The organism is Streptomyces sp. SAS_270, assembly GCF_052543295.1.
Map to the genome: position 1 here is coordinate 1 of NZ_JBMNDS010000095.1, position 23,467 is coordinate 23,467.

The 23,467-nt window shown below is 71.1% G+C and carries 21 protein-coding genes; 4 read left to right on the forward strand and 17 right to left on the reverse strand.

All coding sequences use genetic code 11. From position 1 onward, the window contains the following. Positions 1 to 181: 181 nt before the first annotated feature. The gene (locus ACN6LB_RS39560) at positions 182 to 1,168 is read left to right on the forward strand and encodes a methyltransferase domain-containing protein (protein ID WP_445030090.1); all 987 of its coding nucleotides are present in this window, start codon (positions 182 to 184) and stop codon (positions 1,166 to 1,168) included. Positions 1,169 to 1,216: 48 nt separating this feature from the next. On the opposite strand, the gene ACN6LB_RS39565 is transcribed toward ACN6LB_RS39560, so the two are convergent. The 4 genes from ACN6LB_RS39565 to ACN6LB_RS39580 form a co-directional block, all read right to left on the reverse strand. Continuing rightward, entirely contained in the window at positions 1,217 to 2,539 is a 1,323-nt protein-coding gene (locus tag ACN6LB_RS39565) for an FHA domain-containing protein (protein WP_445030091.1), read from the reverse strand. Positions 2,540 to 2,612: 73 nt separating this feature from the next. Beyond that, positions 2,613 to 3,959 (reverse strand): vWA domain-containing protein, encoded by a 1,347-nt coding sequence (locus ACN6LB_RS39570; RefSeq protein ID WP_356133109.1) that lies wholly within the window; start codon positions 3,957 to 3,959, stop codon positions 2,613 to 2,615. Positions 3,960 to 4,071: 112 nt separating this feature from the next. Continuing rightward, entirely contained in the window at positions 4,072 to 5,487 is a 1,416-nt protein-coding gene (locus ACN6LB_RS39575) for a protein phosphatase 2C domain-containing protein (protein ID WP_445030092.1), read from the reverse strand. After that, positions 5,488 to 7,728: a tetratricopeptide repeat protein gene (locus tag ACN6LB_RS39580; protein ID WP_445030093.1), complete on the reverse strand. Its 2,241-nt coding sequence runs from the start codon at positions 7,726 to 7,728 to the stop codon at positions 5,488 to 5,490. Between the two features lie 10 nt (positions 7,729 to 7,738). Between ACN6LB_RS39580 and ACN6LB_RS39585 the strand changes: the two genes are divergently transcribed. After that, complete coding sequence (locus ACN6LB_RS39585; RefSeq protein WP_445030094.1) at positions 7,739 to 8,026, forward strand: hypothetical protein; 288 nt, start codon at positions 7,739 to 7,741, stop codon at positions 8,024 to 8,026. A 39-nt stretch (positions 8,027 to 8,065) separates the two neighbouring features. On the opposite strand, the gene ACN6LB_RS39590 is transcribed toward ACN6LB_RS39585, so the two are convergent. The 12 genes from ACN6LB_RS39590 to ACN6LB_RS39645 form a co-directional block, all read right to left on the reverse strand. After that, entirely contained in the window at positions 8,066 to 9,391 is a 1,326-nt protein-coding gene (locus ACN6LB_RS39590) for a hypothetical protein (protein ID WP_445030095.1), read from the reverse strand. A gap of 104 nt (positions 9,392 to 9,495) precedes the next feature. Continuing rightward, positions 9,496 to 10,521, reverse strand: a complete 1,026-nt coding sequence (locus ACN6LB_RS39595) for a glutamate ABC transporter substrate-binding protein (protein ID WP_445030096.1) — start codon at positions 10,519 to 10,521, stop codon at positions 9,496 to 9,498. A gap of 14 nt (positions 10,522 to 10,535) precedes the next feature. Continuing rightward, positions 10,536 to 11,990, reverse strand: coding sequence for a hypothetical protein (locus tag ACN6LB_RS39600; RefSeq protein WP_445030097.1), 1,455 nt, complete (start codon positions 11,988 to 11,990; stop codon positions 10,536 to 10,538). A gap of 282 nt (positions 11,991 to 12,272) precedes the next feature. Next, positions 12,273 to 12,758: a hypothetical protein gene (locus ACN6LB_RS39605; RefSeq protein WP_445030098.1), complete on the reverse strand. Its 486-nt coding sequence runs from the start codon at positions 12,756 to 12,758 to the stop codon at positions 12,273 to 12,275. Next, positions 12,755 to 13,255, reverse strand: coding sequence for an RNA polymerase sigma factor (locus tag ACN6LB_RS39610; RefSeq protein ID WP_445030099.1), 501 nt, complete (start codon positions 13,253 to 13,255; stop codon positions 12,755 to 12,757). Before ACN6LB_RS39610 ends, ACN6LB_RS39605 begins: the two co-directional genes overlap by 4 nt. Next, complete coding sequence (locus ACN6LB_RS39615) at positions 13,245 to 13,718, reverse strand: DUF3995 domain-containing protein (protein ID WP_445030100.1); 474 nt, start codon at positions 13,716 to 13,718, stop codon at positions 13,245 to 13,247. Before ACN6LB_RS39615 ends, ACN6LB_RS39610 begins: the two co-directional genes overlap by 11 nt. A 218-nt stretch (positions 13,719 to 13,936) precedes the next feature. After that, on the reverse strand, positions 13,937 to 14,923 hold the full coding sequence (locus ACN6LB_RS39620) for an N-acetylglucosamine kinase (protein WP_445030101.1): 987 nt from the start codon (positions 14,921 to 14,923) through the stop codon (positions 13,937 to 13,939). Next, positions 14,914 to 16,179 (reverse strand): 6-phospho-beta-glucosidase, encoded by a 1,266-nt coding sequence (locus ACN6LB_RS39625; protein WP_445030102.1) that lies wholly within the window; start codon positions 16,177 to 16,179, stop codon positions 14,914 to 14,916. The genes ACN6LB_RS39620 and ACN6LB_RS39625 overlap by 10 nt, the downstream gene beginning before the upstream one ends. A gap of 94 nt (positions 16,180 to 16,273) precedes the next feature. Then, positions 16,274 to 17,185 (reverse strand): carbohydrate ABC transporter permease, encoded by a 912-nt coding sequence (locus tag ACN6LB_RS39630; protein ID WP_445030103.1) that lies wholly within the window; start codon positions 17,183 to 17,185, stop codon positions 16,274 to 16,276. 2 nt (positions 17,186 to 17,187) lie between these two features. Further along, positions 17,188 to 18,156: a carbohydrate ABC transporter permease gene (locus ACN6LB_RS39635; RefSeq protein ID WP_356133139.1), complete on the reverse strand. Its 969-nt coding sequence runs from the start codon at positions 18,154 to 18,156 to the stop codon at positions 17,188 to 17,190. Positions 18,157 to 18,166: 10 nt separating this feature from the next. Further along, positions 18,167 to 19,528 carry an ABC transporter substrate-binding protein gene (locus ACN6LB_RS39640; RefSeq protein ID WP_445030104.1) on the reverse strand — a complete coding sequence of 454 codons (1,362 nt, stop codon included), beginning with the start codon at positions 19,526 to 19,528 and terminating at the stop codon, positions 18,167 to 18,169. Between the two features lie 82 nt (positions 19,529 to 19,610). Then, positions 19,611 to 20,822, reverse strand: coding sequence for an ROK family transcriptional regulator (locus ACN6LB_RS39645; protein WP_356133143.1), 1,212 nt, complete (start codon positions 20,820 to 20,822; stop codon positions 19,611 to 19,613). Between the two features lie 333 nt (positions 20,823 to 21,155). Between ACN6LB_RS39645 and ACN6LB_RS39650 the strand changes: the two genes are divergently transcribed. Continuing rightward, positions 21,156 to 21,437, forward strand: coding sequence for a DUF6355 family natural product biosynthesis protein (locus ACN6LB_RS39650; protein ID WP_356133145.1), 282 nt, complete (start codon positions 21,156 to 21,158; stop codon positions 21,435 to 21,437). Positions 21,438 to 21,513: 76 nt separating this feature from the next. Here ACN6LB_RS39650 and ACN6LB_RS39655 read toward each other — a convergent pair whose 3' ends face one another. Further along, on the reverse strand, positions 21,514 to 22,626 hold the full coding sequence (locus ACN6LB_RS39655; protein ID WP_356133173.1) for a mechanosensitive ion channel family protein: 1,113 nt from the start codon (positions 22,624 to 22,626) through the stop codon (positions 21,514 to 21,516). Between the two features lie 280 nt (positions 22,627 to 22,906). On the opposite strand from ACN6LB_RS39655, the gene ACN6LB_RS39660 reads away from it, so the two are divergent. Next, positions 22,907 to 23,443, forward strand: coding sequence for an HNH endonuclease (locus tag ACN6LB_RS39660; RefSeq protein ID WP_356133147.1), 537 nt, complete (start codon positions 22,907 to 22,909; stop codon positions 23,441 to 23,443). Positions 23,444 to 23,467: the final 24 nt, after the last annotated feature.

Here is a 23,467-nt window from a genome sequence, read left to right on the forward strand (position 1 = left end):
GGTGTCCAGTAGTCACTCACCGACGCATTCAACCGCCACCACAGCACGTCTGCCAGCCACTATCCACGCCACCAGTCACCAATTGAGATGACTTCTTAGGACCACCCGTCCTGAAGGGGAGATTCCGGATCGTCCGGCCCCGGCGCTCGCCTCGCGGCCCGCACGGCAGCACAGTGGACCTATGGACACGCACGACCTCGCCGGCCCTGCCGGTCTTGCCGACCTCGCCACCCGGGCGCGGGCGGAGCTGGTGCGTGAGATCGAGGCGAGCGGGGCCTGGGACGCGGACCCGGCCTGGCGGGAGGCGTTCGAGGCGGTCCCGCGCCACCTCTTCGTGCCGTACTACTACGTGGGTGTCCGCGGCGGCTTCGAGCGGCTGTGGGGCGAGGACCCCGACTGTCGCCGGCGCGAGCGCTGGCTGCGCGGGGCGTACGCGGACGCCCCGCTGGCCACCCGGGTGCGCGACGGCGAGCTGATCTCCTCGAGCAGTCAGCCCTCGCTGATGGCGAAGATGCTGGTCGAACTGGAGATTGATGAGGATCACGCCGTCCTGGAGATCGGCGCCGGGACCGGCTACAACGCGGCGCTGCTCGCCCACCGGATCGGCGACGCGCTCGTCACCACGGTCGACCTCGACTCCGAGATCACCGAGTCGGCGCGCAGGCACCTGGAGTCCGCGGGCCACCGGCCGACCGTCGTCACCGGGGACGGCGCCCGCGGTGTCCCGGAGCGCGCCCCCTTCGACCGGATCATGGCCACCTGCACGATGAACTCGGTCCCGCGGCCCTGGCTCGCGCAGTGCCGCCCGGGTGCCCGCATCCTCGCGCCGCTCGCCACCGGGCTGATCGCGCTGCGCGTCCGGGACGCCGGGCACGCCGAGGGGCGTTTTCTGCAGACGCCCGCCTATTTCGTGCCGCTGCGCGGTGCCACCGGCCCCGGCCCGGAGCCCCAGCACCTGGGCGGGCTGCCCAGCAGGGCCACGAGCCACGAACGGTTCCGCTTCCTGCTCACCCTGACCGCGGGAAACCTCGACCCCCACGACGCGTACGCCCTGTGGCAGCGCGAGGAGGAGCCGGGCCGCGAGCGGTACGGGATCACGGTCAGCGACGAGCGCGTGTGGGCATGGCTGGACGACCCCGAGGGGCCGTACGCCTGGCCGCTGCCGTGAATCCCGTACGAGCGCGTGTATCCCGTACGAGCCGCCGCTTGCGGTTGGTCAGCCGCGCCGGACGGTGATCGTCGTCCAGGCGCCGACGTGCACCCGGTCGCCGTCCTGGAGCGGTACCGGAACGAAGGGCTGGATGGGCTCCTCGCCGCCGTTGACCGTTGTCCCGTTCGTGGAGTTCTGGTCGACGACCGCCCAGCTGCCGTCCGGCTGCTGGACCAGGACCGCGTGCTGGTGCGAGACACCCGGGTCCTCCGGCGGCACCGACAGATCGATGTCGGGGATGTCGCCGGTGGAGTGCCGGCGGCGGCCGATGGTGATCTGGTTGCCGGTGAGCGGGCGCTGCTGCTCCGGGGAGTACGCGGGCAGGTTGAGCCCCGCGGCCTCGGGGCCCGAGCGCTGCATCATCGCCATGAAGTACTCGCGGTCGGGGCCGATCGTCGCGGACCAGGTCAGCGGCTGTTGTTGCTGCTGCTGGTAGCCGGGCGGGGCCTGGGTCGCGCCGGGCTGCGGGTAGCCGTAGCCACCGCCCTGGCCCGGGCCGGGGCCCTGACCGGGGCCGGGACCACCGGGCGCACCGCCGGACGGCGGGGGGAGCACCCAGTCGTCGTCACCGGCGCCGAACGGCGGCGGGCCGCCGGGCCCCGGACGGCCGGTCTCCTGGGGGTACCCGGGAGGGGCCGGCGGACCCTGCTGCTGGAAGCCCTGCGGAGCCTCGGGGCCGCCGTAGCCCCCGGGGCCGGCGGGACCGCCGTAGCCACCCGGACCACCCGGACCGTCGTAGCCGCCGGGCGTGGGCCCGGGCGGCGGCGGGACCGGACGCGACGGGTCGCCGCCGAAGGCCGAGGGGTCGCCAGGGAAGGGCGGGGGGCCGGGCCGGGACGGGTCCTGGCCGTAGCCGTTCGGGTCCTGGCCGTACGGCGGGATCGGCTCCGCGGGACGGTTGACCTGCGAGGGGCGCGAGCCCTGGTACTCGAACGGGTCCTGGCCCGTGCCGGGCCGGCCAGGCGCCTGCTGCTGGAACTGGAGCGCCGGGTTCGGCCCGCCGGGGGCCGGGGCCTGCGGTCGCGGGGCGGCCGGGGTGTACGAGGTCGCCGTGTTCGTCAGGAAGTTCCACCGGCACTCCTCGCAGAACGGCGCGCCGCCCTCACGGGGCGTGCGGCACTGCGGGCAGAGCTCCGGCGCGGGGTCCGGTACGGCGGACAGGTGCGGGCGGCCCTGGCCGGGCGGCGGGGGAGGCGAGCCGGGCGGCGGATAGCCGTATCCCGCGCCGGGGGGCGGAGGTGGCGGAGGTACGGCACCGGCCATGCGGTGACCGCAGACCTCGCACCAGTCGTCGGAACCCGACTGGTGTCCGTTCGGGCAGGTCGGCATGTCGGCGCTTCCCCCTCTCCTTTTCCGGTCGATCTGACCGGATATCTCCGGCTCCCCGCGGGAACCGGGCTCGCTACTTCTTTACACGAACAGTCTTTGTGGACCGTGTCTCAAGCGTCATCTCGTCGGCCTCTTCGACCTTTGCCTTCAATCGCACAGTACCTGCCGCGGCATCGACCACGTCCACCACCTTCGCAAGCAGTTTCGCAGTATCGGCATTCCCGGAGGCGCTGGCGAGTTGAACGGCACGTCCCAACTTGGCCGTTGCTCCGTCGGCATCTCCCGATTTGCGGAGATCCAGGCCCTGTTGGATGACTTGTGCCAGTTCCGCCTGGCCTGTGTAGTGCGCGACCTGGGGGTTGATCGACGTGGAGGCCGACATGTCGTCGGTCCACACCGCCCGTACGAGCCCCTGCGCGCCCAGGTTCTGGACGCTTCCGTCGCCCTGCGGGATCACCAGCGAGATCCGGGCGGCCAGCATCTCCTGGCCGACTCCGGCCGAGGGGACCTCGACGCACACGTGGTAGTCACGCGACTCGTCGCCCCACGAGCCCGTGGGGTAGTCGCCGGCGCGCGGGCCGGCCTCGGTGCGCCGGTCCGTCAACTCCTCGACGGTGGGCGCGACCTGCTTGACGAACTTGATGGCGGTACCGACCGGTGTCCACAGCCGCAGCGCGACGTCGGCGACCTCCTTGCCCATCGCCGTCTCCATCATCTGCGTGAAGTCGGCGGACAGGGCGGCAGGGTCGGCGACGATGTCGGCGGTGCCGAGCAGCGCCGAGGCGATCCCGGTGACCTCCTTGACCTCCCAGTCCGTACCGACACCCCGCGCGTCGCAGGTGAAGCGCCCGGCGCAGGCGTCGAGGGCGGCCTTCAGGTCCTCCGGCGACTCGTGCTCGTTGCGGCCGTCGGTGAGCACGATGCCGTGCCGGATCGACACCTCCGCCGAGGACAGCAGGCGGTCGGCGAGCCGCAGCCAGGTGCCGATCGCCGTGCCGCCGCCCGCGCTCAGCCGGCGCAGCGCCTGCTTGGCCTGGTCCCGGGTCCGGTCGTCGGCGACCGCGACCCGGCCGCCGCCGGGATAGACCTCCTTGGCGATGTGCGTGCCGCCGATCACCGCGAAGTGCACCCCGTCGCGTACGGAGTCGATCGCGGCGGCCGTCGCGTCCCGCGCGCCCCGCATCTTCGTCGGCGGGTAGTCCATCGAACCCGAACAGTCGACCATGATCGCCACGGCCGCGTCCGGGCCCTGGCCCGCCGTGTACAGGTGCGGCGCGGCGACGGCGCTGCCGATGGTGCCGCCGCCCGTCGCGCTCACCGTGACGATCGCGTTGACCTCGCGGCCGCCCTCGGGCAGGTACTCGTTCTGGTACACGTCCACCGAGAACTGGGGCACGTTCGACTTGGAGAAATTGGCCATGCCTACTCTGATCCCCCTCAGGACTCCCGCGCCGTACGAACCGTACGGCGCGGGTGATGACTGGATGCGGACCGGTCCCCTCCGGTCCAAGCCCGCTCCCCGTGGCGCGGCCTCAGGCGGATCCTGCCCCCTGCGACGGGGCGGGGAACGGCACGATGGCCACTGTTACGTTGTCGTGGCCCCCGCCGTCCAGTGCGTGACCGACCAGGACCTGGGCGCTGTGCAGGGGCCGCAGCGCGGCGTCGAGGGGCACGACCTCGGCCATGTCCTCGGCTGCCTCCGCGTAGTTCCACAGCCCGTCGGTGCACACCACCACCACACCCGGCCGGTCCGGCTTGAAGGAAGCGGTGTGCGGTTCGAGTTCGTACGCGTCCGCGCCGAGCCAGCCCGTGATGGCGTGGGCGCGCTCGTCGGCGTACGCCTCCGCCTCGTTCATCAGTCCCGCGGCCACCATCTGCGCCGCCCACGAGTCGTCCTCGGTGAGCCGGGCCGGGGGTGAGCTGCGGTCGACGGGGACCCAGTAGGCGCGGCTGTCGCCGACCCAGCCGATGATCAGCAGGGTGGGGGTGACGACGGCGCCGACCAGGGTGCAGGCGGGCGCGTTCACGTGCGGGAGGTGCTCGGCGTCCGAACCGGGCGCGTCCGCCAGCGAGTTGACCGCCTGTGAGGCCGCGATGATCGCGTCGTGCATGGCCTGCTGCGGGTGGGTGCCCAGGGGCAGGGCGTCGAGGAGGGCCTCGCCCGCCGCGCGGGACGCGGCGAGGGAGGCCTCGTCGGGCCGGGTCGCCGAGGAGACGCCGTCGCAGACGATCGCGACGACCGCGGGCGCGCCGTCGGGCAGCGCGGTCGAGGAGATCGTGAAGGCGTCCTCGTTGCGATGGTGGCGCAGACCGCGGTCGCTGACCGCGGCGACCGCCCCCAACTCCTGCTCCATGTGGTCGCGTTCGCGTGGCTGCGCGTGTCCGCAGTTCTCGCAGTAGCCGTCGCTGTCCACGTTGCCCGAACGGCAGGCGACGCACAGCTTCGTGCCCGGGGCGGGCGTGGCCAGGTCGGCGGTCCGCGGGTCGGCGGGAGCCGCTGACACGGCCGGCGCGACGGCGGGTGCCGCCGCCGGCGCGGCAGGCTGCTGCGGAGCTGCCAGCGGGTACTCGTCCGGCTCCGCGGGCCGGTCGAACCGCACGCCCGACGGGCCCGCCACCGGCTCCTGCCCGGCCCCCGACGCACCGACGGCGTGCGGGAGTTCGGACCCGCCCGACTCGGTGCCCCGCAGGTCCGTCGGCAGGTGCACCGGCGCGGGTGTGTCGGAGGAGTCCACCTCGGGGGCGACGGGCCAGTCCACGGACGGGGCGGCCGAAGGGGGCCGCGGCGCAGTGCCGTTCATGGTGATCGTCGGGCTGTCGGCCGGCGGTGCGGGCACCGCCGACAGGTCGAACCCGCACGCACCGCAGAAACGGTCACCCGCCTCCAGCGGCTCCTCGCAACTGGGGCACCGCGAAAGGGCCGTCGGCTGGGGCATCTGCGACATCAATCACACCCACGTCCGGGGGCGGTAACGGTTTGCACGTTCCACCAGGTCGATCCTCTCCTCGCCGCCCCGCGCGAGCCGGGCCAGCGTCCGGTACGAGCGCTCCAGACCGAAGCGGAGACCTCGCTCGTCCAGTGCGCTGCCGAGCAGCACATGTCCGCCGCCGGAAGCCGGAGCGGAACCCTGGCTACCGGAGAGTACCCAGTCCAGGGCGCAGCCAAGGACTTCCGTCGACAACTGCTCGCGTCGCACCGCATCCAGACCGTATCCGTCCAGCGCCTCGACCTGACCCGCGGCGGCGGTCAGATCGTCCAGGAACGGCGCGGCGGCCGCCTCCTGCGCCATCCGCTGCCGCAGCCGCGCCCGCACGGCCGCGACCCGCGCCGCCGTGTAGTGGATCGACGACTCCGGCACGGACTCCAGCGTGCGTACGGCGCCACGGCGGTCGCCCGCCGCGAGCTGCACGCGGGCCAGGCCGAACGCCGCGCTCACATAGCTCGGGTCGGTCGACCACACCAGGCGGTAGTACTCCGCGGCGTTGTCCAGCTGCCCGAGGACCTCCGCGCACAGGCCGAGGGCCAGCTTCGGCGCGGGCTCGCCGGGGAAGGCGTCGTAGATCGCGTCGAAGGACAGCGCCGCGACCTCGTGCTCCCCGGTGGCCAGCGCCGCCACGCCCCGGTACCAGACCACCCGCCAGTCGTCGGGGTGGTCCTTCTCCAGGGCCTCGATCGCCCTGGCCGCGCTGGTCAGTTCGCCCATCTCCAGCCGGGCCCGCAGCTCGCGCAGCCGCAGCTCCAGCGAGCCGGTCGGGGCCGCGTGCAGCGCCGTGATCAGCTCCGCGGGCGCCGAGGCCATCAGACCCGCCAGGAAACCGGCGTTGGGGTCGGACGGGCCGACGTGCGGGATGGGCAGTGCGAGCGCGGTGGCGGCGGCCTGGACGGGCTTGACCAGGGTGGCCGCGGGGCTCGGCGGCAGCACCGGTGTCCCGTTCGCCCCGGCTGCTGCCTGCGCGCCCTTCTTCCCGCCCTTCACCCGTACGGGTGGCACCCGAGCCCCGAGCCGCGACACATCTCCGTCCAGTCGCCCGAACAACTCCGTGTCCGTGACCTTCAGTTCGGGCCCGAACAGCGTCGACAGCGCCGGGCGTGCGCGGCCCGTCTGCAGCGAGACGACCTCGCGCAGAACGCCCGTCAGCTGCTCCGCCATCTCCTGCGCGGAGGCGAACCGGCGGGCCGGGTCGGGGTCGGTGGCGCGGACGAGAAGCCGGTAGAACGACTCGTACTGGCGGAAGACCTCGATGTTGTCGGGGTCGGGCAGGGAGTCCACGAACACGTTCGTGTAGCCCTGGAAGTCGAAGGTGAGGACGGCGAGGGTGCGCGCGACCGTGTAGAGGTCGGAGGCGACCGACGGGCCGACCTCGGCGACCTCGGGCGCCTGGTAGCCCACCGTGCCGTAGATGGCCGACTCGTCGTCGTCCATCCTGCGCACCGCGCCCATGTCGATCAGCTTGAGCTGGTCCTCGGTCTGGATCGCGTTGTCGACCTTGAAGTCGCAGTACAGCAGGTTGCGGCTGTGCAGATGACCGAGCGCCTCAAGCGCCTCGATGCCGTACGCGCACGCCTGCTCGACCGGCAGCGGATCCCGCTTGCCGTCCGGCGTACGGCGGTCGTTGGCGATCTCCTTGAGGGACTTGCCGCCGACGTACTCCATGACGATGTAGCCGTCGAGGGAGCCGGTGCGCTGGTCGAGGTGCTCGACGAAGTTGTAGATCCGGACGATGTTGGAGTGCTCGATCTCCGCGAGGAAGCGCCGCTCGGAGATCGCCGCCGCCATCGCGTCCTGGTCGCCCGTGTCGAGGAGGCCCTTGAGGACCACCCAGCGGTCGGACACGGCCCGGTCCACGGCGAGGTAGACCCAGCCGAGGCCGCCGTGCGCCAGACAGCCCACGACCTCGTACTGGCCGTGCACGACGTCGCCCGTGCCCAGCTTCGGTACGAACGAGTACGGATGACCGCACTTGGTGCAGAACCCCTCGGTGCGCCCGGGCCGCTCACCGCGCGAACGCCCCACCGGGGCCCCGCAGTCGGAGCGCGAGCAGAACCGCTTGCGCTCGGGCACCTCCGGGTTGTCCTGGACCATTCCGCGCGGGTCGGGCCGCGGCACGTCCGGTACCTGCACCAGCCCGACGCCGAGCCGGCTGCGCCCCGAGGTGCCGGAGGCCGCGCCGGAGCTGCGCACGGACACCGAGCGGCCCGTGGACGAGCCCGACAGCGAGCGCGAAAGGCGCCCCGAGACCGAGCGCCGGGACTGCGAGGACCGCGACGACGTCCGTGAGCTGGCACGCGAACTGCTGCGCGCGCTACTGCTGTTGGACCCGCGCGAACCCCTGCCGCCGGCGGTGATCCCGGTGGGCGGCGAACTCAGGCTCCCGTTGGTCGAGACGACCGGCGCCAGACCGCACGTGTCGCAGTACAGCTCGCCGCCGCCCACGTCCTCGTACGACCCCGAGCAACCGGGCCGCTGGCACTTGCGCTGCTGCTGACCGACAGGCTGCTGACTCACTCTCCATCACCTCTCACGCTCACGCGTCCGGCCCCCTCCGGTCGTTGGGCCCGCCCTGGTCGGGCACCCGTGGGCTGAGCAGATCGGCGGCCGCCCGCTGGTAGCGCAGGACGGCCTCCGCCGCGACACGCAGGTCGCAGGGCGCGCTCCACAGCATGCGCCGCGCCGCGTCGTAACGCTCGATGAGGAACGGGTCCTCCGCGAGCCCGTGCCGGGCGACCTTCGCCTTGTACGCGTCGAGGCGGCCGCGCAGCTCCGCGCGGACCGCCAGCGGCGCGGTGACCGCGGTCAACGACTCGCGGGCGCGCAGCAGTTCGTCCTCGGCCCGCTCCTCCAGCGCCTCCAGGAGCGGGGAGAGCCGGTGCCACTGGGCGTGTCTGCGGTACTCCGCGGCCGTCGCCAGCTGCTCCTGCAGCGCGGTCGGCGGACCGCTGACGGCGGGCACCTCGGACGCGGCGATCTTCGCGAGGACCTCGCCGCGGGCGCTGCGCGCCTCCGCGAGCGTGCGGTCCGCGCGGCTGAGCACGTCGCGCAGCTTCACGAGGCGGGCCTCCGCGTCCTGGCGGACGGTGAGCACCGCGTCGATCTCCCGGCGCACGTCCTCCAGGGCGCGCGCCTCGCGGTCGTACGTCGTGGTGTCCGGACGTCCGCCGCCGGGCGCCGAACTCCCCTGCGCGGGAAGCCAGTAGGACAGCGGGTCGGACACCACCTGTTCCCGCAGGACCGTCAGGGTGTGGGTGATCTGTTCGAGGTCGTCGCCCGCCGGGTGCTCGCCGGGGCGCACGCCCACGGAGTGCGCGAGCCGCCGGGTGCGCTGGAGCTCCGCGGCCAGTAAATCGATCCGGGCGGGCAGCGCGGACCACACGGTGTCCGCGGTGACGACCATGTCGAGCGAGGACGCGTACAGCTCGTTCATCCGCTCCACGAGCGCGACCAGCGAGAAGCGCTCGCTGAGCTTGCCCGTGCCCGCGAGTGTCGGCGCGTTCGCCGTGGCCGTGGCGCTGCCGGCGACCGTGACGCTCTCGCCGCGCAGCAGCTCGGTGAGCTCCGCCAGGTCCTCACGGCTCGACCAGCGGCGGCGCGAACGGATCTCCCGCGCCGAGCGCAGCGCGTCCGTGTACGCGTCGAAGTACGCCCACAGCAGCGTGATCGACGCCTCCGCCGACGTCCAGCGCTCCTTGGTCGTGCCCGTGAGCTCGGCGCCTTCGAGGAGTCTGCGGCCCGCGTGGTCCTGCAGGGCGAGGAGCGACGTCTCGATCGCCTCGTGCTCCGCGCCGAGCCGCGCCAGCGCACGGTCCACCTCGTCCCGGTCCATCACCGGCCCGGGGGGTCCCGTGACGCCCATCGATCACCTCTCACTGCTCTGGTTGCCCGTAGTTGCTCAGGTTTTGCTGTGACGCTGCTTCGGTGTTGCTGGAGGGCTGCTTCGGTCGCTTGCGGTCGTTTCCGTCACTTGTACTTCGCCGTGGGCGGGTGCGCCGACTCGGAGTCCGCGCCCAGCGTCGGGGACAGCCACTTGTCGTACGAGGCGCGCCAGCCGCTCTTGCGGTAGTCGACGAGGACCTGGTTGACCCGGCGTACCAGATCGTCCGCCGTCTTGTTCATCGCCACGCCGTAGTACTCGGTGGTGAAGCGGTTGCCCTTGAGCTCGACCGTCGGGTCCTGCGCGGCCTGGCTCGCGGCGAGCGCGCCGTCGGTCACCACGGCGTCGACCTCGCCGAGCTGCAGCCTCACCAGGCAGTCGAGTTGGTTCGGGACCGTGGTGGATATGTCGGCGGAGGCGGTGACGCCGCCCCCGTCCTTGTCGGCCTTCAGCTTCTCGTACGCCGTCGAGCCGTCCGCCGAGCAGATCCGCTGCTCCGACAGCGACTTGTCGTACCCCGTGATGTCCGACTTCTTCGGGGCGAGGACCTGCTGCCCGGTCAGGAAGTAGGGCGCGGAGAACTTGACGTCGTCCAGACGCTTGCAGGTGATCGTCATGCTGCGGACCACCATGTCGACCTGGCCGCTCTGGATCGCCGGGATGCGCTGGTTGGTGGGGATGGCGTGGAAGCGGATCTTGTCCGGGCTGCCGAGGATGTCCTGGGCGATCCGGTGGGCCAGATCGATGTCGAAGCCCTCCAGGTCGCTGCCCTTCTTGGTGCTGTTGGGGTCGCGGTAGCCCCAGCGGTAGCTGTTCTGGTCGACGCCCACCGACAGATAGCCGCGCTTCTTGATGGCGGCGACCGTCCTGCCGCCCTCGTCACCCGACGGGTTCAGGCTCTGGTCCTGCGCATTCGTGCTCGTGCACGCCGAGGCCCGCGCCTGCGTGCCCTGCGCGACTCCCGGGCCACCGATACCCGTGCTGCCGTCGCCGCTCTTGCTGCCGCACAGCGGCAGCACCAGCGCGAACACGGCGGTGAGAGCGCAGGCGACAGCCATCGCACCCACGCCGCCCCAGCCCTTCAGGCTTGCCCTCAGGCGTCGTGCCGTCATTGTCGCTCCCCCTCTCACCGGTACTCCGACAGCCTGCGCCCGATGCCCAGCACCGCGCCCGCGGCGGCCAGCACGGCCAGCACCACCGCACCCAGCGCGAGGCCGGTCATCGCGCCCCGGCCGTCGCCCGCCGCCTGCTTGAACTCACCCTGCTCATGCTTGATCGCCAGCGCGAGGTTCGTGTCCACGCCGCCGAAGCACTCACTCGTCGGCTTCTGCGCCTTGGTTCCGATGACCTTGTCCAGAGCGCCCTGGTAGTCGCCCGAGTCGTCGGCCCTGCGGGCCTCCGTGTGACGGGACTTCCACACCTTCATGTTGGCGGTGGCGGCCTTCACCGGGTCCGCGCCGTCCTTGTCGTCGGCGAGGCCCGCGGCCTCGGCCAGACCCGTGGTGAGGGCGCTCATCTGCTTCTTGAAGTCGACGTCGAACTTGTCCTCGAAGACGTCCTTCTTGACCTCGACGGTCTCCGCGCCACGGCTGACCAGCGTCAGGTTCTCGTTGCCCCGGGCCTTGAGCGAGGCGATGCGCGCGTCGTTGAGGACGTGCAGCGAGCGGACGCCGTGGTCGTAGGACTCGTCGAGCCCCGCGCGGGCGACGCTGTGCCCGACGACCAGCCACAGCAGGACCACCGCGGACGCGGCCGTCGCGGCGGCCATTCCCTGGTTCAGCACCCGGTTCGTACGGCGGTAGTTGCGCCGCTGGGCCCAGGTCAGGCCGCCGAGCGCGACGACGCCCAGGGCGATCGCTGCCCACGGGTAGGGCCTCGCGTCGGCGTAGTCCGAACTCAAGCGCTGGTTCTCGCGCTTGTAGAGCTCCTCGGCGGCGGGGAGCATCTCGCTGCGCATCTTGTCGTCCGCGTACCGCAGGTAGGCGCCGCCCAGCGGGTAGCCCTGGCGGTTGTTGGCGCGGGCTCGCTCGACGAGGCCCTTGTACTCCGGCAGCAGCTTGTTGAGCTTGGCGATGGTGTCCGCGGACGGGGAGCCGGGCTCGGAGTTGGCGGCCGCGGTGATCAGCCCGTCCGCGGCAGTCCTGATGTCCTGCTCGTACTGCGTGCGGGACTCCGCCGTCTCCTGGCCGCCCGCGAGGAAGCCGCTGGAGGCCGCGGTGTTGGCGTCGGCCAGCGAGCGGTAGATGTCCGCGGCGCCGGCGCTCAGCGGCTGGCTGCTGTGCAGCACGTCGTCCGCGGCGGCCGAACGGTCCGTCATCTGCCAGGCGGTGACCGCGCCGAACGCGACGACCAGCAGGGCGAGGACGGCGCCGATGATCCGCAGCCGGCCGGGCTCCGTCGTCGCCGCGGCGCGCAGCTGGTCGACGCCCTCCGCGAACGCCGTACGGCGTGGGGGCCTCGGCTCGGGCACGGCGGGGCCGGGCGGCGGCACCGGAGGCCCGGACTGCGGCGGCACGGCCGGCAGCGTGGGCGCGCCCCAGCCGGGCGGCGCCGCGCTGTTGCCCTTCGGCGGGTGTGTCACCTGACCTCCCCCATGGTCATCCGTCGGTCACCTCGACCGTGTGCGCGAGAAGCACGGATGGAGGTGCACGGCGGCAAGTATCGCCGCCGGGACTGACATCCGCACAGGCCTTGACTGGATCTTGTTCGGATTGCAGCACATCCTTCGCATGCGCGGCACACCGCCCGACTTTCGCGCGGCACACCACCGGGACGGAAGCGCAGCACAAAGCTCCCCGCACCACCCCCCTTCCCATGAATACGCGATCGGGATCTGTTCGGTTCCCTCCGGGAGCCGGGCGGTTCACAGCAGGTCGGTCAGCCGCCGCAGACTCCGCCGTCCCTCACGCCGTACGCCCAGCGGGACCAGGGCCGCGCGCCCCGGCACCCGCACGCCTCCGGTGAACGCCACCCGGGTGCCCTCGCCCTCCGGGGCCGCGGCGACGCCGATCAGCAGGAACCGGCTCTGCAGCCAGCACCAGCCCGGCCGTTGCACCCCGCGCAGCCGGGCCCGCGCGCCGTACCGGCTGCGGGCCAGCGCCTCGACTCCCTCCCCGCTCTCCCCGTGTCGCCGTACGACGCGCAGCCCCCGCATGTCGGGGACGACCAGTGCGAACCCGCCCTCCAGATCGCCCAGCAGGGCCTGGACGCGGTCGTACGGGGCGGCCACCCAGCCCTCGGTGACCTGGGCTCCGCGGATGCCGGCGGCGAGCGCACGCAGCCGGCGTACGGGGTCCGGGTCGGCGGTCGGCCATGCGCCGGTTGTGCCGGGTCCGGTCGCTTCGGTCATGAGGTCCACGCCTTCCGGAAGGTGTCGCGCGCCCGGTGCAGCCGGGACTTGACGGTGCCGACCCCGATGTCGAGCAGCTCGGCAGCGGCCCGCTCGCCGAGGCCCTCCACGTCGCGCAGGACCAGCACGGCCCGGTGCTCGGGGGAGAGGCGGTCCAGTACGTCCCTGATGTCGGCGCCGAGTTGGGGGTCCCCGCGCGCGGGCAGGGTGCTCAGGTCGGCAGGCACCGCGCGGGCGGTGCGCTGGGCCAGCCGGACCGCTTCGCGCACCGCGATGGCCCGGACCCAGCCGCGCAGCGCGGCCGGGTTCTTCAGGGAGCGCAGCGACCGGAACACCGCGACCAGCGTCTCCTGCGCGGCGTCCGGCCCCTGGTCCAGGGCGATGGGGCCGCAGATACGGCCTACGTAGGGGGCCAGTTCGTCCAGCAGCTCGGCCATGGCGAGGGTGTCACCGCGCTGCGCGGCGCGCACCCTGCGGACCGTTTCCTCATCGGACACGTACGGCATCTTCCCAGGGGGCCTCGCCCTCCCGGAGGGAGGGGAGCTGTGGGCGGGCGACCTTGAGTGCGGCCGCGCACAGCACCGCGCACAGCGGGGTGTAGAGCCCGAGGTTGAGCCAGTAGAACGCCGTCCCGGTGTGCTGCGCAAAGAGCCAGTAGACGCCTGCCAGGGCCCGCAGGGACAGGCCCGCCGCCACCGCGAGGGTGCCGAGGCGCAGCAGCCGGTGCGGGCGGCGTGACTGGGCCACGACGATGCCGCTCGCCGTCGTCAGGAGGGCGGCGAGCGGCAGCACGACGGGGGGTGTGAACGGGGCCTCCATGCCGAGCACCGCGTACGACAGGCTCTTCTCGTCGGCGGCGGGCCAGGTGGCGCCGGTCGCCCAGTAGAGGTGGAGCGCTGCGTCAGTGGTGAGGACCGAGGCGAGGAGGGTGGCGGCGCGGCGTGCGGGGCGGTTGGGCATGGTGCCTCCCGGGGGGTGCGGCGAATCGACACCCTCCAGAGGAGGGGGGCGCGCGATTCGTTCCCCGCCGACACCGATCTTTTTTCGCCCCCTCCGCCCCTACCCGTCCCGTACCCGGGGGCTCCGCCCCCGGACCCCCGTTCGCCCTGGACGGTCTCGTCCTCAAACGCCGGACGGGCTGAAACGCTCGTCCTCAAACGCCGGACGGGCTGAAACGCTCAAGCGCCGGACGGGGTGGTCTCGTAATGCGTTCGCACGCGCGTGTGCACCTCCTCCGGGGCCGAGGTGTGGTCCAGGCCCAGCAGGATCGCGCCCAGGACCGGGCTGGCTGTGACCACCTGGGGGACCGCCTTGGGGGCTCGGTCGGTGAGGAGGTCGTGGATGCGGTCGTCGAGTTGGGGGTGGCGGGCGGCGAGGATGCTGCCGCCGAGGAGGACCGGAGTCTCCTCGTCCAGGAGGCCGAGACGGGTGAGGGCGACCGTGGCCATGGCGACCACCTCGTCGGCGAGCCGGTCGACGATCGCGCGGGCCACCGGGTCGCCGTCCGCGGCGGTGGCGAACAGCACCGGGGTGAGCTCGTGCCGCCGCGAGTGCTCGATGTGCTCCAGGTGCAGCGCCTCGATCAGCGCGTACATGGAGTCGAGCCCGAAGTGCGCCGGCAGAGTGCGGGCCAGCTCGGTGGGTCCGCCCCGCCCGTCCTCGGCCCGCGCGGCGAACCACAGGGCCTCCTCCGCCAGGCCCCAACCGCCGCCCCAGTCACCGGAGATGCGGCCGATCGCCGGGAAGCGAGCGGTGCGCCCGTCGGGCCGCATGCCGACGCAGTTGATGCCGGCCCCGCACACCACGGCGACCCCGCGCGGCTCGGCGATCCCGGCCCGCAGGATCGCGAAGGTGTCGTTGCGCACCTCCACGGTCGACCCCCACGCGCGCGCGTGCAGCGCGGCGGCCAACTGCTCCTCCTCCACGGGGAGATCGGCGTTGGCCAGACACGCCGACACATGGGCCACCGAGGTGACGCCCGCCTGGGCGAAGGCCTGCCCGACGGTCTCGGCGAGCGAGTCCACCGCCGCCCCGATACCGACCGTCGGGGGCCGGAACCCGCCGCCGCGCGCCGTGCCCACGACATCCCCCGCGGCGGTCACCACGGCGACGTCGGTCTTGCTGTTGCCCGCGTCGATGGCGAGGACACCTGCCGTCACGCCCACGCGAGGTGCTCCCGGTTGTGGGCGATCAGCCGGTCGGTGAGATCGTCGGCGTACGCGTACTGGCCGATCAGCGGGTGGGCGAGCAGCGCCCGGAACACCCGGTCGCGGCCGCCGCGCAGGGCGGCTTCGAGCGCCAGGTCCTCGTAGGCCGTGACGTTCGCCATCAGGCCCGCGTACAGCGGGTCCACCGGCGGGACGGCGAGCGGGGTCGCGCCCTTGTGCCCGACAGCCGCCTGCACCTCGATGACGGCGTCGTCCGGCAGGAAGGGCAGCGTGCCCCGGTTGTACGTGTTGACCACCTGGTAGGGGCTGCCTCCCGCGCCGAGCAGCGAGGCCGCGAGATCCACGGCGGCCTCCGAGTAGTACGCGCCGCCGCGCTTGGCGAGCAGCTCCGGCTTCTCGTCGAGGGCCGGATCGCCGTACATCTTCAGCAACTGCCGCTCCATCTCGGCGACTTCGGCGGCCCGGGACGGTTTGGTGCCGAGTTCGCGTACGACCTCGTCGTGTGCGTAGTAGTAGCGCAGGTAGTACGAGGGGACCACGCCGAGGCGGTCGACGACGGTGCGCGGCAGGCGCAGGTCGCCGGCGATGGCGTCGCCGTGCTCCGCGAGGAGCTTGGGCAGGACGTTCTCGCCCTCGGGACCGCCGAGCCGCACACCTGTTTCCCAGGTGAGGTGGTTGAGGCCCACATGGTCGAGGTGGATGTCGACGGGCGCGACGCCGAGCATCCCGGCGAACCTCCGCTGGAAGCCGATCGCCACGTTGCACAGTCCGACGGCCTTGTGCCCGGCCTGGAGCAGCGCGCGGGTGACGATCCCGACCGGGTTGGTGAAGTCGATGATCCAGGCGTCCGGGTTCGCACGGCGGACCCGTTCGGCGATGTCCAGCACCACCGGTACCGTGCGCAGTGCCTTGGCGAGGCCGCCCGCGCCCGTCGTCTCCTGCCCGACGCAGCCGCACTCCAGCGGCCATGTCTCGTCCTCCTGCCGTGCGGCCTGGCCGCCGACGCGCAGTTGCAGCAGCACCGCGTCGGCGCCCTCGACGCCGGCGTCCAGGTCGGAGGTGGTGACGATCCGGCCGGGGTGTCCCTGCTTGGCGAAGATCCGCCGGGCGAGCCCGCCCACCAGCTCCAGCCGCTCGGCGGCCGGGTCGACGAGCACCAGTTCCCCGATCGGCAGGGTGTCCCGCAACCGGGCGAAGCCGTCGATGAGTTCAGGGGTGTAAGTCGACCCTCCGCCGACCACGGTGAGTTTCACTGCAGCTTTCCTCGCTTCCAGGCGTTGGGGGCGTCAAGGTCTTTCGGCCGGGGGTCCGGGGGTTGTCCCCCGGGCAGCGGCAGCATGGTCAGCGTCAGCCCTTCACTCCGGTCAGCGTGACACCCTCGACGAACGCCTTCTGCGCGAAGAAGAACACGAGGATCACAGGGGCCATGACCAGCACGGTCGCGGCCATGGTGAGATTCCAGTCGGTGTGGTGCGCGCCCTTGAACGACTCCAGGCCGTAACTCAGTGTCCAGGCGCCGGTGTTCTCGGAGGCGTAGATCTGCGGTCCGAAGTAGTCGTTCCAGGCGCTGAAGAACTGGAAGAGCGCGACGGCGGCGATGCCCGGCTTCGCCATCGGCAGGACGACCTTCAGCAGTGTCTTCAGTTCCCCGCAGCCGTCGACCCGCGCCGCGTCGAGGCACTCGTTCGGGATGGTCATCAGGAACTGGCGGAGCAGGAAGATGGAGAACGCGTCCCCGAACGCCATCGGGATGATCAGCGGCCACAGCGTGCCGGACAGGTCCAACTGCTTTGCCCAGAAGAGGTACATCGGGATGATGATCACCTGGGGCGGCAGCATCATCATCGAGATGACCAGCATCAGGGACAGGTTGCGGCCCCTGAAGCGGAACTTGGCGAGCGCGTACGCCACGGGGATCGACGACACGACGGTCAGTGCGGTGCCGAGGCCCGCGTAGATCAGCGTGTTCTTCCACCAGGTGAGGAAGCCCGGGGTGTCGAAGACCTTCTTGTAGTTGCCCCACTCCCAGGTGTGCGGGATCAGGTCGCGGCTGAGCGCCTGGCTGTCGCTCATCAGCGAGGTGAGGAGGACGAACACGAAGGGCAGGACGAAGAAGAGCGCGGCGGCGAGGCCCAGGGAGTGGATCGCGACCCATTCCAGCAGGGCCCGGCGGCGGGCGATGCGCTCGGCCGGGGTGACCGGCTCCTTCAACTCCACGGGCTCGTCCCGTACTTGCCGTACTTGCTGTACTTGGGTCATGGTCAGTCACCTGCCTGGATGAGGCCGCCCCGGCGCCGCATCAGGAACGCGGTGAACGCCATCGACAGGACGAAGAGCACGAGCGCGATCACACAGGCGGAGCCGTAGTCGAAGCGCTGGAAGCCGAGGTTGTAGACGAGCTGGGGGAGGGTGAGGGTCGACTTGTCCGGGTAGCCGGGCTCGAACTGCGTACCGGCGCCCTGGATCACGCCCGAGGCGACCTTCCCGGCGATCAGTGGCTGGGTGTAGCACTGCATGGCCTGGATCACGCCGGTGACCACGGCGAACATGATGATCGGCGAGATGTTCGGCAGGGTGACGTACCGGAACCGCTGCCAGGCCGACGCGCCGTCCAGCTCGGCGGCCTCGTACTGCTCACGGGGTACGTCGAGCAGCGCGGCCATGAAGATGACCATCAGGTCGCCGATGCCCCACAGGAAGAGCAGGGTGAGGGCCGGCTTGGACCAGGTGGGGTCGTTGAACCAGCCGGGGGCCGGGATGCCGATTTTCTCCAGGAATGAATTGACCGGCCCCGTACCGGGGTTGAGGAGGAAGGCGAAGGACATCGTGGCGGCGACGGGCGGGGCGAGGTAGGGCAGGTAGAAGAGGGTCCGGAAGATGCCCGTCCCCGTCTTGATCTTCGTGATCAGCAGTCCGATGCCGAGCCCGAAGGCGACCCGCAGGGTGACCACGACGACGACCAGCCACAGGGTGTTGCGCATCGCGGGCCAGAACAGCGGATAGTGCTCGAAGACGTAGGTCCAGTTCTTCGTCCCGCTCCACGTCGGCGGTTTGAAGCCGTCGTAGTGCATGAACGAGAAGTAGATGGTCGAGAGCAGCGGATAGGCGAAGAAGACCGCGAAGCCGATCAGCCACGGCGACATGAAAGCGGCGGTCCGCAGTGCTTGCTTCCGGTGTTTCGTCGCGAGGCCGGCCCGGCGGTGCTTCTCGTCGAGGGTGAGGGTGCTCATGGCCGTACCGCTACTTCGCCTGCGCGATGTCCGTGTCGATCTGCGCGGCGGTCTTCTTCAGACCTGCCTTCAGATCCGTTGCCTTGCCGCTCTCGTAGTCGTATCCGAACTGCTGGAGGGTCACGAGGTACACACCGCCGTTGATGGACGCGGGAGTTGTCGTGGACTGGGGGTTGGCGGCGATGTCCAGGAACGTCTTGAAGCGCGGGTCGTACTTCAGCTTCGGCGACTTGAGGGCCGCCAGCGTCGAGGGCACGTTGTGGATGTCGTTGGCGAAGCCGACCACCGCGTCCGTGTTGGTGGTCATGTACTTCACCAGCTCCCACGCCGCGTTCTGCTTCTTGCTGGTGGCGGCGATACCGGCGATGGTGCCGGTGATGTAGCCCTTGCCGTACTGGTCCGCCTGGTCGTCCGGTACGGGCAGCGGGGCGACGCCTATCTCGAAGCCGGGCTTGGCCTCCTCGGCCATCCCGAGCCGCCACTCGCCGTCGAGCTGCATGGCGACCTGGCCGGTGTGGAAGGGGTGCTTGGAGCCCCACTCGTCACCGAGCTTGGAGCGGTAGGTCTCCAGCTTCTTGTAGCCGCCGAGTTCGTCGACGAGCTTCTTCTGGAGGGTGAAACCGGCCGTGAAGGCGGGGTCGTTGGCGACGTTCGACTTTCCGTTCTTGTCGAAGTACGTCGGCGAGAACTGCCCGAAGTAGTGCTCGGTCGTCGACTCCCAGCCGTGGTAGTTCGGCATGAATCCGAGCTGCTTGAAACTGTCGCCCTGAGGGATGGTCAGCTTCTTGGCGTCGGCCGTGAATTCGGACCATGTCTTCGGCGGGTGCGCGATGCCGGCCTTCTTGAAGGCGGTCTTGTTGTAGTAGAGCCCGTACGCGTCGCCCAGCAGCGGCACCGTGCAGCGGTTGCCTTCGAACTGGGTGTACTCGTTCATCGTCTTCGGGAACGTCTTCTCCGGGTCGATGTCCGCCTTCTTGAAGAAGGGGTTGAGGTCGACGAGCGCCCCGGAGGAGCAGAACCTGCCGACGTTGTTCGTGGTGAACGACGAAATGACGTCGGGGGCCTTTTCACCACCGGTCCGAAGCGACTGGTTGATCTTGTCGTCGGTCATGTTGCCGACGACGTTCACATGGATGTTGGGGTGCGCCTTCTCGAAGCCGTCGACCAGCGACTGCACGGCCTTGACCTCGCCGGGCGCGCTCCACGCGTGCCAGAAGTTGATCGTCGTGTCCTTGGACGCGTCGTCACTGGCGCCGGAGTCGGACTGGCCGGTACAGGCGGTGGTGAGGAGCGCGAGGCAGGCGCAGGTGGCGAGAGCGGCAGCCGCCCTCCGGGACACTTCGGGTACGACTTTCCAAGACTTTTCGGGCATGACGGGGTCTCCCAAAGGCATGGCAGGGCACGGTGGTGAGGGTGAGGTGATGTGGGCTGAGGTGAAGGTGACAGGGGTGGGCTCAGCGCGAGGTGTCGAAGACCTCGTCACGGGTGGCCGCCAGAGCGCTTTCCAACGCGCCGCGCAGCACGGGGTGTTCGGGTACGTCGCCGACGACGAGGCGCGGCCGGGACGCGGCCAGCTCCTCCAGCTCGTCCTGGACCAGAGCGCGCAGCGTCTCTCCGCCGGCGGAGAGCGAGGCGCCGCTGAGGACGACGAGTTCGGGGTCGAGCACGGAGACGAGCGAGGCGAGACCGGTGGCGACACCGGTCGCGTACGTCTCCAGGAGCCGGCGGTGCGGCCCTTCGTTGCGCTCGGCGGCCTCGGCGACGATCGCCGCGGCGGCCTCGGCGTAGGGACCGGTGGGCAGGTCCTCGATGCCGAGTTCGCGGGCGAGTTTGGGGATGGCCTGCGAGCCGGCCAGCTCCTGGTAGCCGCCGCTGTTGGCCTTGGTCACATGGCGGACCAGGGGCGCGCCCGGCACCGGCAGGAAGCCGACCTCGCCGGCGCCGCCGGTCCAGCCGCGGTGCAGCCGGCCGCCGAGGACCAGGGCGGCGCCGAGACCGCCCTCGTTCCACAGCAGCACGAAGTCGTCGTGGCCGCGGGCCGCGCCGAGCCGCTGCTCGGCGATGGCGACGAGGTTCACGTCGTTCTCGTACTCGACCGGCATCGGCAGTGCGGCCGCGAGTTCGTCGAGCAGGCTGGGGGAGTGCCATCCGGGCAGGTGCGAGGCGTACCGCAGGCGGCCGGTGCCCGGGTCGAAGGCGCCCGGGGTGCCGATGACCACCCGGTGGATGTCGTCCCTCGCCAGCCCCGCCGCCTTCACCGCTCCGTCGAGGGCGTCGGTGACCTGGCGTACGACGGAGGGGGCGGAGCGCTTTTTGGGGGTGGGGAGTTCGTACTCGCCGACGGTGCGGCCGGTGACGTCCGCGACGGCGGCGAGGATGCGCTCGGGGGTCACATCCAGCCCCGCCGCGTGGGCGGCACCCGGATTGACCACGTACAACTGGGCGTTGGGCCCCGGCCGTCCCTCGCTGGTCCCCGTCATCAGCACGAGCCCGGCGGCCTCCAGCCGGGCCAGCAGCTGCGAGGCGGTCGGCTTCGACAGTCCGGTGAGCTTCCCGATCCGCGTACGGGACAGCGGGCCGTGCTCCAGCAGGAGATCGAGCGCGGCGCGGTCGTTCATGGCGCGCAGGACGCGCGGAGTGCCCGGCGTACCGGCGGATCCAGCCATGCGTGTCGACACCTGCCTTTCCAACTGGCCAGCTTTCCAGTGACCGGGTGGAGGTGTCCATCCCGTGATCACTGTTAGGAAAGTTTCCTATTGATGAGAGGAACGTAGGCCCGTGGCCTCGGGGGCGTCAATACCGGCCACGGAGGCAATCAAGTCGTTATGCGCGCGACGCCGGGCTGCGCCGCTCCGCCTGGTGCGCAGGGACACGTGAGTGTGACCAGTGATCCAGCGAATCGTTTCCGCATGAAATCGCCCCGTAGGGTGCACAAAAATGCAAATAGCCCACATGTCCACCTTCATGGGTGCAGTGGGCTTTCACTGGAGGAGCTGCCCGTGCGGGTTCGTCGTCTCATTCCGATCGCCCTGGCCGCCGTCCTGGCGAGCGCCGCCGCGGGTGTCGTCACCGCCACGCCGGCGGCCGCCGACCCGTGCGGCTTCTACGAGACCGGGTCCGACGCCTTCTACAACCACTGCACATCCGACCGCTCGAACGTGGTCATCAAGGTGGAAGTCGCCTGGGGCCCGGACTACGAGACGTGCGTCGGTCCCGGCAGGTCCTGGCTCGGCTCCGCCTCGAAGATCCAGGGTGCGCACTACACCGGCCGCACCTGCTGACAGCGCACAAGAAGGGGGCGCCCGGAGAGTTCCGGGCGCCCCCTTCGTCGTACGAGTCGAGGACGAGTCCTCAGCGCTACCGCACCGCCGGCCGCTGCGGAGCGAGCGGGGTGGCCGCCTCAGCCTGCGGGGACGCGGAGTTGGAGTACACCGAGGGGGCCGCGACGGTCGCCGTCGGGTCCGGGATCTCGTCCTCCGGCTGGGCCGGGAGGCCGCCGACGAGACGGATGTCGGCGGCGTCGAAGGCACGCTTGATGCGCCAGCGCAGCTCGCGCTCGACGCCCACCGACTTGCCCGGCATGGTCTTCGCCGAGACGCGTACGACCATCGAGTCGATCAGCACGCTGTCCAGGCCCAGCACCTCGATCGGGCCCCAGAGCAGCTCGTTCCACGGCTCGGCCTTGCTCATGTCCTCGGCGACCTGGTCGAGCGTGGCCTTGACCCGGTCCAGGTCCTCGGAGGACTTCACGGTCACGTCGACGCCCGCCGTGGCCCAGCCCTGGGAGAGGTTGCCGATGCGCTTGACCTCGCCGTTGCGGACGTACCAGATCTCGCCGTTGTCGCCGCGCAACTTGGTGACGCGCAGGCCGACCTCGATGACCTCGCCGGAGGCGACGCCCGCGTCGATGGAGTCCCCGACGCCGTACTGGTCCTCCAGGATCATGAAGACACCGGAGAGGAAGTCCGTCACCAGGTTGCGCGCGCCGAAACCGATGGCCACGCCCGCGACCCCCGCGGAGGCCAGCAGCGGGGCGAGGTTGATCTCGAAGGTGGCCAGCACCATCAGCGCCGCGGTGCCCATGATCAGGAAGGACGCCACCGAGCGCAGGACCGAACCTATGGCCTGCGAGCGCTGCCGGCGCCGCTCCACGTTCACCAGCAGACCGCCGAGCGCGGTGCCGTCGACCGCCTGGGCCGTGCGGTTCATCCGGTCTATCAGCTTGGTGATGGCGCGCCGTACCGCCACTCTCAGGACCGCCGCGATCACCAGGATCAGCAGAACCCGCAGACCGATCGCGAGCCACGTGGACCAGTTCTGCTGGACCCAGCTCGCGGCGTTGGTCGCGCTTTCCTGGGCGTCCTGGAGCGTCGGCGTCACCGGCTCCGTCGAGGTCGCCGAGGGGGACGGCGAGGGATCGACGGCCGGCAGGGCCGACAGGACGGTCGAGAACACAGCAGGTACCTCCAGGCGTAGCGGTCCGCCCGCGGCAGGGACACAAGAGGGGCACCGGTCGGGCAGGCCCACCACACTATCGGGGCATTGTGTGTGGATCGTTGCCGTGTTCGAGGGAGAGACTGTGCTCACCTGGGGATGAACAGGATGTGGTCCCGGGGATGTAGAAGGTGTGGTCGAAAACACTCCCAGCCCGTTACCGGGACATGGTGGCGCTTCCACCAGGCATGAGGGGAGACTGACTACAGATCGTCCCGGCGCGAGCCACGCGCCGCCGGCGTACAAGGAGGCATCCGTGCCGCATGTCCTGGTCCTCAACGCGTCGTACGAGCCCCTCGGCGTCGTACCGCTCCGCCGTGCGCTCGTCCTCGTCCTTGAGAACAAAGCCGTCTCTCTTGAGGAATCCGGCGCCTTCCTGCACAGCGCAACCGTTACTGTCCCCGCACCCAGCGTGGTCCGGCTGAAGAGGTTCGTGCGGGTCCCTTACCGGGGGCCCGTCCCGCTGACCCGTCGGGCGCTCTTCGCCCGCGACGGCGGCCGGTGCATGTACTGCGGTGGCGTCGCAACCAGCGTCGACCACGTCATCCCGCGCAGTCGCGGGGGTCAGCACGCCTGGGACAACGTGGTGGCGTCGTGCCGCCGCTGCAACCACACCAAGGCCGACCGTCACCTGGTCGAGATCGGCTGGCGCCTGCGCCATAAACCCGCCCCGCCGTCGGGGCTCGCATGGCGCATCATCGGAACCGGGCATAGGGACCCGCGCTGGCTGCCGTACTTGCAGCCGTACGGCGCGGAGGATGCGATGGCCCGGATCGACGGCATTTCCGCCTGACGATCCGGGCTTTTACGTACCTGC